Source organism: Halomonas sp., assembly GCF_052095765.1.
Classification (GTDB): Bacteria; Pseudomonadota; Gammaproteobacteria; order Pseudomonadales; family Halomonadaceae; genus Halomonas.
Genome location: NZ_JBQDJZ010000102.1, coordinates 1 through 8,856, shown reverse-complemented (window position 1 = coordinate 8,856; position 8,856 = coordinate 1). Strand labels below are relative to the sequence as shown.

Annotated in this window: 11 protein-coding genes; 1 reads left to right on the top strand and 10 read right to left on the bottom strand. The window is 57.8% G+C overall.

Going from position 1 to position 8,856, the window contains the following annotated elements; all coding sequences use genetic code 11:
* The 9 genes from tolA to ACTH3D_RS11505 all read right to left on the bottom strand — a co-directional run.
* Positions 1-730: cell envelope integrity protein TolA (gene tolA, locus ACTH3D_RS11545; protein WP_441667263.1), on the bottom strand; the 730-nt coding region annotated here is incomplete at its 3' end.
* Between the two features lie 5 nt (positions 731-735).
* Positions 736-1,176 (bottom strand): protein TolR, encoded by a 441-nt coding sequence (gene tolR, locus ACTH3D_RS11540; RefSeq protein ID WP_441667261.1) that lies wholly within the window; start codon positions 1,174-1,176, stop codon positions 736-738.
* Between the two features lie 12 nt (positions 1,177-1,188).
* On the bottom strand, positions 1,189-1,866 hold the full coding sequence (gene tolQ, locus ACTH3D_RS11535; RefSeq protein WP_441667267.1) for a protein TolQ: 678 nt from the start codon (positions 1,864-1,866) through the stop codon (positions 1,189-1,191).
* A gap of 56 nt (positions 1,867-1,922) precedes the next feature.
* Complete coding sequence (ruvB, locus tag ACTH3D_RS11530) at positions 1,923-2,945, bottom strand: Holliday junction branch migration DNA helicase RuvB (RefSeq protein ID WP_441667259.1); 1,023 nt, start codon at positions 2,943-2,945, stop codon at positions 1,923-1,925.
* Positions 2,946-2,990: 45 nt separating this feature from the next.
* A complete protein-coding gene (ruvA, locus tag ACTH3D_RS11525; protein WP_441667258.1) occupies positions 2,991-3,599 on the bottom strand; it encodes a Holliday junction branch migration protein RuvA in 609 nt (202 codons plus the stop codon).
* A 195-nt stretch (positions 3,600-3,794) separates the two neighbouring features.
* Positions 3,795-4,331 (bottom strand): crossover junction endodeoxyribonuclease RuvC, encoded by a 537-nt coding sequence (ruvC, locus tag ACTH3D_RS11520; protein WP_441667265.1) that lies wholly within the window; start codon positions 4,329-4,331, stop codon positions 3,795-3,797.
* Between the two features lie 22 nt (positions 4,332-4,353).
* Positions 4,354-5,118, bottom strand: a complete 765-nt coding sequence (locus ACTH3D_RS11515) for a YebC/PmpR family DNA-binding transcriptional regulator (RefSeq protein WP_441667257.1) — start codon at positions 5,116-5,118, stop codon at positions 4,354-4,356.
* A gap of 112 nt (positions 5,119-5,230) precedes the next feature.
* Positions 5,231-7,024 carry an aspartate--tRNA ligase gene (gene aspS, locus ACTH3D_RS11510; protein WP_441667256.1) on the bottom strand — a complete coding sequence of 598 codons (1,794 nt, stop codon included), beginning with the start codon at positions 7,022-7,024 and terminating at the stop codon, positions 5,231-5,233.
* A gap of 50 nt (positions 7,025-7,074) precedes the next feature.
* Positions 7,075-7,338 (bottom strand): FmdB family zinc ribbon protein, encoded by a 264-nt coding sequence (locus ACTH3D_RS11505; protein WP_441667255.1) that lies wholly within the window; start codon positions 7,336-7,338, stop codon positions 7,075-7,077.
* A gap of 240 nt (positions 7,339-7,578) precedes the next feature.
* On the opposite strand from ACTH3D_RS11505, the gene ACTH3D_RS11500 reads away from it, so the two are divergent.
* Positions 7,579-8,514, top strand: a complete 936-nt coding sequence (locus tag ACTH3D_RS11500; protein ID WP_441667254.1) for a D-2-hydroxyacid dehydrogenase — start codon at positions 7,579-7,581, stop codon at positions 8,512-8,514.
* Here ACTH3D_RS11500 and ACTH3D_RS11495 read toward each other — a convergent pair.
* Positions 8,501-8,856 (bottom strand): acylphosphatase (locus ACTH3D_RS11495; RefSeq protein WP_441667253.1); only part of this gene is annotated, 356 nt, incomplete at its 5' end. The two genes, ACTH3D_RS11500 and ACTH3D_RS11495, sit on opposite strands and share 14 nt — an antisense overlap.

Below are 8,856 nucleotides of genomic sequence, written 5' to 3'. Positions count from 1 at the left end.
CTTTGCGTTGAGCTTCTGCTTCTGCTTCGGCTTTGCGTTGAGCTTCTGCTTCTGCTTCGGCTTTGCGTTGAGCTTCTGCTTCTGCTTCGGCTTTGCGTTGAGCTTCTGCTTCTGCGTCGGCTTTGCGTTTGGCTTCTGCTTCGGCAGCGGCTTTACGTTGAGCTTCTGCTTCGGCATCAGCTTTGCGTTTGGCTTCTGCTTCGGCAGCGGCTTTACGTTGAGCTTCTGCTTCGGCATCAGCTTTGCGTTTGGCTTCTGCTTCGGCAGCGGCTTTACGTTGAGCTTCTGCTTCAGAGGCTTGCTGGCGAGCCTGTTCAGCTTCATCCGCTCGGCGCTGAGCTTGCTGCTCAGCGGCTTCAGCCTGCTCACGCTGCCGGTCGACTTCAGCTTGTCGCTCCTGCTCGGCCTGTTGCTGCCTTGCCTGTTCCTCTTCCAGCTGCTGCTGGGCCTGCGCTTCGGCTTGTTCTGCTTCCTGGGCCTGCTGGGCCTCCTGCTCGGCCCGTTCTTTCTCAAGAGCTTGCTGGGCTGCGGCCTTGGCCTGTTCAGCGCGCTGGGCACGGTCTGTCACGCTCTCCGTACTGACCAGGGTGGCGTGAACAATCGGTTCCTGGGGCGCCTGAGTCTCAGTCGCAGAAAAGCGGAGCAGACTGATTGCGACCACACCTAAGTGCAGACCAATAGCCAGTACCAAGGGTAATCCATAGCCTTCGCCGCGACGATGTCTGGCCATCTTCATCAGCCTTCGGCAGGTGGTGGTTCAGAGATCAACCCCACATTGGCGACACCGGCCACCTGTAGAGTGCCCATCAGAGTGACGATATCACCATAGGGAACCCTGCGATCGCCGCGCACCAGAACCTGAGTGCCGGGATTGCGCTCCATCAGGATGATGACCCGCTGGCTCAGCGCATCCAGATCAACCTGGGTTTCATCTCCTCCCAGGCTGACGAAGTACTGGCCGCTAGCATCCACCGAGACAATAATCGGATCCTGGTTTTCGTTGGAGTCGATAGGCTCAGACGTCACCTGGGGCAGTTCGACATCAACACCCTGGGTCAACATCGGTGCAGTGATCATGAAAATGACCAGCAGCACCAACATTACGTCGATGAAGGGCACCACGTTGATCTCGTTCATCGGCTGACGCCGACCCATCCGGTTGAATGGTCCTAGCATGGCGTGTCGTCCTCAGCTGTCGTCAGACTCGCCGCGTCCTTGCAGGTTGCGGTGCAGGATGGAATGGAACTCTTCGGCAAAATCTTCGTACTTGCCCAGCAGCCGTGATGACTCAGACGACAGCCGGTTGTAGAAAATCACCGCAGGAATGGCGGCAAACAGGCCCATGGCGGTAGCAATCAGCGCCTCGGCAATCCATGGCGCCACTGTGGAGAGCGTGGCTTGTTGCGACATGGACAGCGACTGAAATGAGCCCATGATTCCCCACACCGTACCGAAGAGTCCGATATACGGGCTGGCTGAAGCAACGGTAGCCAGGAAAACCAGGTGATGGTTGAGCCGCTCTTCTTCACGTGACCAAGCCACTCGCATGCTGCGCTGAACGCCGTCCAGAATGGCCGCGGGGCTGCGTGTCCGTGATAGCAGCCGATTGAACTCGCGAAACCCGGAGCGAAACAGGTGCTCTGTGCCCTGTGGCTCACCGTCCTCCGCTTCCTCACGGTACAGCTCGTTGAGGTCAACGCCTGACCAGAAGCGTTCCTCAAACTGCCGGTGGGCCCTGGCGGCGTGGCGCATCACGATAGTGCGCTGAAAAATGATCACCCAGGACAGCACCGACCCCACCAGCAACAGCAGCATGACGGCCTGCACGACGCCACTGGCATTCAATACAAGGTGAGGGATAGACATCGGTTCGTTCACGGAGTACCTCGTGTGTAGCTGTCGTCAGGGGTTGTCGAAAATGTTCAGTTACTGTCTGTCGTCTGTTCATCAGGCACCAGGCCAAAATGCAGCCAGGCTTGACGTGTCACCACCCGACCCCGGGCAGTTCGCATCATCAGACCTTGCTGGATCAGATACGGTTCAATCATATCTTCAATGGTGTCTCGCTCTTCTCCGATGGCCGCCGCCAATGAGTCAACCCCCACCGGGCCGCCGTCGAATTTTTCAATCATGGCCAACAGCAACCGACGGTCCATATGATCCAGCCCATGGTGATCGACGTGCAACATGTTCAGGGCACGATCAGCAATGTCAGCGCCAATGACACCATCCCCACGAATCTCGGTAAAGTCGCGCACCCGCCTTAACAGACGGTTGGCTATCCGCGGAGTTCCCCTAGCGCGGCGGGCAATCTCATAAGCCCCGTCTGTATCGCTCTCCACGCTTAGCAGGCGCGCAGAACGCTCAACAATGACGGCCAGGTCTTGGGTGCTGTAGAATTCTAGTCGCTGAACAATGCCGAAGCGGTCACGCAGCGGTGACGTCAGCAGGCCTGCCCGGGTGGTAGCGCCCACCAAAGTGAATGGGGGCAAATCAAGCTTGATGGAGCGTGCCGCTGGTCCTTCACCGATCACGATATCCAGCTGGAAGTCTTCCATGGCCGGATACAGCACTTCCTCGATGGCGGGTGCCAGACGGTGGATTTCATCGATGAACAGCACGTCGCCAGGCTGCAGGTTGGTGAGCATGGCGGCCAAGTCTCCGGCACGCTCAAGCACCGGCCCAGAGGTCGATTTCAGGCCCACTCCCATCTCGGCGGCAATGATATTGGCCAGTGTTGTCTTGCCCAGGCCGGGCGGGCCAAACACCAGGGTATGATCGAGACTTTCCTGACGTCGCCGCGCCGCACCGATAAAGATTTCCATCTGTTCGCGCACCCGGGGCTGGCCGATATAGTCATCCAGACGCTTGGGGCGAATGGCATGATCTAGTCGGTTTTCGCCATCATGGGTATCTCCAGCAATCAGCCGATCAGATTCCAACATGCGGCGCGCTCCTGAATCTATGGTAAGTCCGGTGCCTCAGTTTCATCAGCTACCCGCCATGCGACGTGCCAACGCAGCCTTGATCATGGCCTCTACGCTGCTTTCGCTTTCAAACCCGGACAGCATGCGCATTGCCTCTGCAGGCTTGTAGCCCAGGCTGACTAGTGCCGCTTCGGCATCAGCCAGCAGTGAAGGTTCGCGACTGGAAGCGGCTGCCCCGCTGTCGGTAGTCATCTGTCCGGTTGGCTCCCAGTCAGGTAGCCGATCCCGCATCTCGATGATCAGGCGTTCCGCCGTTTTCTTGCCGATGCCGGGCAGACGCGTTAGTGACTTGATGTCGTCTTCACGAATACTCCGCACGAAAGCATCTTCATCCATGCCGGACAGAATTGACAGAGCCAGGCGCGGCCCCACGCCGTTGACCTTGACCAGCGCCCGGAACAGCGTGCGTTCGCGCTCACCGGCAAAACCATACAGCAGGTGGGCGTCATCCCTCACCGTCAGGTGCGTGAATACCACAACCTCATCGCCGGTAGCAGGCAGTGCTGATAGCGTTGTCATAGAGATTTCCAGCTCATATCCGACCCCGGCTACATCAACCAGTAACCAAGGCGGACGTTTTTCTAACACAGTGCCTCTGAGGCGTCCGATCATGTCATTTTGATCCTTACGGGGGCAGGCATGTCCGGTAGTCCATACCGAACAGCCTGGCGGCGCCGTTCAAGTCAGGCCCAGGCGACAGCCCACTATACTGCCCAGCCAGCGACCATGCCAGCTTGAACAAACAGCGTTCGATAAAGAAAATTTTGTTCACAAATGTCCGTGTACAAAGCCATGCTGAAAGTACGCTCAGTCTGGTCGGTAGTCCCGCCAGCTGGAGCTGCGCCTGGCGCCACGGCCATAACCGCTGCGTGGTACCAGTCCCGCCCGGGAATATGCGTGGGTCAGCGCGATAGCCAGTGCATCTGCCGCGTCAGCCTGAGGTGTCGCAGATAGCGCCAGAATAGCAGTCACCATGTGCTGCACCTGGGCTTTGTCGGCAGCGCCGGTGCCGGTGACCGCCTGTTTGATCTGACGCGGGCCGTATTCGCTGACCGGCAGGCCATGATTAGCAGCGCATACAATGGCACAGCCTCTGGCCTGCCCGAGTTTTAGTGCGGAGTCGGCGTTTTTGGACATGAACACCTGCTCGATGGCAAATTCACCCGGCGCATGACGAGTAACTACCTCGCTGATGCCAGCATAGATCTGTGCCAGGCGCTGGGCCAGCTCGTCACCTGAGGTGCGGATACAGCCGCTGGCCACATAGTACGGCTTGGCGGCTGTCACATCGACTATGCCATAACCTGTGATCCGCGACCCAGGGTCGATGCCCAGAATTAACACGCTATTTGCCCAACCAGTGACATCAGTCGCCTGCTCCACTATTCATTTCTTCGACTACCGCATCGCTGAAGTCAGCGTTGGTGACCACACTCTGGACATCATCTAGGTCTTCAAGGTGATCCACTAGTGCTACAAGGCGTTGGCCCAGTTCAAGATCATCGATGACCGTGTAGGTTTCAGGAAATAGGCCTACTTCCGACTCGTCAGGAATGATACCAGCAGTCTCCAGAGCATCCTTGACTGCGCCGAAGCCTTCCGGTGTTGTCACCACCTCTAGACGGCCGTCCTCCAGGGTTTCAATGTCCTCGGGGCCGGCCTCCAGGGTGGCTTCCATGGCGGTCTCTTCGCTGATCTCCGGTGGCAGGGTCAAACGACCCTGGCGATGAAACATGAAGGCTACTGACCCGGACGTGCCCAGGTTACCGGCATGCTTGTTAAAGGCATGACGCACTTCAGACACGGTACGGTTGCGGTTATCGGTCATGGTCTCTACAAGGATGGCTACGCCTTCAGGCCCGTAGCCTTCGTAGACCACTTCATCCATGTCTACCTCATCGCCGGTACCGGCGCCGCGGTCAACTGCCCGCTGAATGGTGTCCTTGGTCATGTTGCTGGCCAGCGCTTTGTCGATGGCTGCCCGCAAGCGCGGATTATCCGCCGGCTCTCCACCACCGTGGCGGGCAGCCACGGTAAGTTCGCGGATCAGCTTAGTAAAAATCTTGCCTCGCTTAGCATCTTGGGCCGCCTTGCGGTGCTTGATATTGGCCCATTTACTGTGGCCTGCCATGTCGCATCTCCTCACAATCAACTCGAAACGTCAGACGTGCAATCGTCAGACGACAGACATGACACCGGCGCCACATGGGCGCCGGTGGTATAGCACTGACAGCCGGCTGGACTTAGTGACCGGCTGCTTCCTCTTTGTCGCCCTCGGCTTTGACCTTCTGGCGCAGCCGGATATTCAGCTCCTTGAGCTGTTCCGGACGCACGTCGCCAGGAGCATCGGTCATCAGGCAAGCGGCACTCTGGGTCTTGGGGAAGGCAATCACTTCACGAATGGTGCGTGCACCACTCATCAGCATCACCAGCCGGTCGAGACCGAAGGCCAGGCCGCCATGGGGTGGCGCGCCGTACCGCAGAGCGTCGAGCAGGAAGCCGAATTTCTCGTCGGCCTCTTGCTTACCGATGCCTAGCAGCTCAAGCACGCTTTGCTGCATGGCCTGGTCGTGGATACGGATTGAGCCGCCACCCAGCTCGGTGCCGTTAAGTACCATGTCATAGGCACGGGAAAGCGCGGCTTCAGGATTCGCCTTCAGCGTTTCAAGGTCGCAGGACGGCGCGGTGAACGGGTGATGGAGCGCTTGCAGGCGGGTACCGTCGTTCTCGAACATCGGGAAGTCGACGACCCACAACGGTGCCCACTCGGTGGTGTAGAGATTTAAATCTTCACCCAGCTTGACGCGCAGTGCACCAATCGCTTCGTTGACGGTGCTGGCTTTGTCTGCGCCGAAAAAGATAATGTCGCCATCTTCGGCACCCACACGATCGAGCAGCTCTTCAATCACGCCTTCCATAAACTTCACAATCGGCGATTGCAGTCCATCAAGACCCGCGGAACGGTCATTGACCTTGATCCAGGCCAGGCCACGGGCGCCATAAATCCCGACAAATTTGGTGTATTCGTCGATTTCCTTGCGCGACAGTGACGCACCACCCTTCACTTTCAGCGCTGCTACACGTCCGTCTTCGGCGTTGGCCGGACCGGAGAACACTTTAAAGTCGACGCTCTTCATCAGGTCGTCGACGTCGGTGAGCTCCAGGGGAATGCGCATATCCGGCTTGTCAGAACCAAAACGGTTCATGGCCTCGCTGTAAGACATACGGCTGAATTCCGGCAGATCCACGTCGAGCACTTCGCTGAACAGCTGACGGATCATGCCTTCAGTGATCGACATGATGTCCTGCTCTTCAACAAAGGAGGCCTCGATATCGATCTGGGTGAATTCCGGCTGGCGATCAGCGCGTAGGTCTTCATCGCGGAAACACTTGGCGATCTGGTAGTAACGATCGAAGCCGGACACCATCAGTATCTGCTTGAACAGCTGTGGCGACTGCGGCAGCGCAAAAAAGCTGCCGGCATGGGTACGGCTGGGCACCAGGTAGTCGCGTGCACCTTCCGGAGTGGCGCGGGTCAGGATCGGGGTTTCGATGTCCAGAAAACCCTCAGCTTCCAGGTAGCTGCGTACACTGTGCGAGATACGCGAGCGCAGCCGTAGCTTATCGATCATCTCAGGGCGACGTAGGTCGATATAGCGATGCTTCAGACGCACTTCTTCGCCGACCTTGCCGTGCTCATCAAGCTGAAAAGGCGGGGTTGCAGCGCTGTTGAGCACCTCAACTTCCTTGGCCAGCACTTCAATTAGGCCGGTAGGCATACCTGGGTTTTGGGTACCTTCGGGGCGCAGCCGTACACGGCCCTGAATGCGCAGTACGTATTCACTGCGCGCACGGTCTGCGGTGGCGAAGGCCTCGGCGGTATCGGGATCAACCACGACCTGGGCAACACCTTCCCGGTCGCGCATGTCGAGGAAGATCACCCCACCATGGTCGCGGCGGCGATGAACCCAGCCGCACAGAGTGACCGTCTGATCCACCATGGTCTCATTGAGCTGGCCGCAATAATGGCTGCGCATGTCATTTCCTGTTTTTTGCGTTGGCGTTTAAGAGAGAACCGCAAAGCGTTTTACGCTGGTGCTCCGTCCTTGCTGCTCTGCGTTGAAGTGTTGCCCGGAGCGTTGTCACCGGCCAGGTTCCGCTTGTTGCTGCCGGTTTTGAAGTCGGTTTCATACCAGCCGCTGCCGGCCAAGCGAAAGCCCGCAGCGGAAACCAGGCGTACTAGCTCAGCCTGTTCACAGGCCGGACAATCACGCAATGGCTCAGCAGAAAGCCGCTGCAATTTTTCCAGACGATGGCCACAGGCCTTGCACTCGTATTCGTAGATGGGCATGTTCGAAGCTCCAAAGACGACGATGTTTCTAAGGGCAATGCGACAACGCATCGCTGTTTGTTCACATGATTCAACGGATATCTGAAATCAAGGCGCACTATTATACCCTGCTGCGTCGATCAAGGCACAATTCTGGGCGATCATGCGGATTTATCGCCGTCAGTCAGGTCAGGAAGTTTTCCGAGTCCATGTCCAAACCCGTAACCCCGTTTAAATACGGGCCCACAGGAGTCAGATACCATGCACGCAGTCGTTCTTGATGCCGAGAGTCTCGGTCAGGGCATTGACCTTTCAGCGATCAGACAACTCACAAACGAGCTAACGATACATGGTATGAGCCAGCCTGAGCAGGTCGTCGAGCGACTGAAAGATGCCGATATTGTGCTGGTCAACAAGGTGTTATTGAGCGCGGATGCGCTTGCCTCACTACCGGCTCTTCGCCTAGTGTGCGTAATGGCAACCGGCACCAATAATGTCGATATGCAGGCCGCTGAGCGGCTGGGCATCGAGGTACGCAATGTCAACGCGTATGGCACCGAAAGTGTCGCTCAGCATACGCTTTTCATGCTGTTGTCACTAGCTGCCCGCACTCCGCTGTATCAGCGCGATGTTGCCGCTGGTAAGTGGCAGAAAAGCCCTTTCTTTTGCCTGTTCGAACACCCCACCATGCAGCTTTCGGGCAAACATCTGGTGATTGTCGGCCAGGGAGAGCTGGGCTCACGGGTTGCAACATTGGCTGAGGCTTTCGGTATGCGGGTCAGCTTTACTGCGCGCCCCGGGACATCAAATGATTCACGACCAGACCTGTACAGCCTTGCCCCTGAAGCCGACGCGATCACCCTACACTGCCCATTGACCGAAGCCACTGAGCACTTGGTGGATGCCGCCCTGCTGGAACGCTTGAAGCCTGGTGCTTTACTGGTCAACTGCGCGCGCGGCGGTATCATTGATGAGGTGGCGGCGCTGAGCGCTCTACGTGAAGGGCACCTGGGTGGACTGGGTGTCGATGTTCTGCCAGTAGAGCCACCGCGAGACGGCCACCCCCTGCTTGAAGCACTGTGCGAGCCGCTCAACCTGATTGTGACACCACATAACGCCTGGATTTCCCCTGAAGCACGGCAGCGCATTGTCGATCTTACTGCCGACAACCTGCGCGCTTTTCTCAGCCCGTCGTAAAGCTGTCTGGCGGAGTTTCTGTGTCGCAGTCGAGCTCAAGCGTTTCCAGCTCAACAGCGGTGACGCGGGCCTGCTCAGGCCCCTGCCAGAGCCATGCACTTAACGTTTTCACTTGCTCCGGCGCGCCGTACATTACCACCTCAACCCGCCCATCCAGTAGGTTGATGGCATGCCCCGTGACTCCATGCTTGATGGCCTGTTGCTGGGTAGAGCGGCGATACCAGACGCCCTGTACCTTGCCGCTCACCAGTGCTTTAACGCAATTCCTTTTCAATTGAAAACTCCGGTGACTGCTCCCCGCCCTATTGAGGATGTCGCGAAAGGTAAGAAGCCGTAGAATTA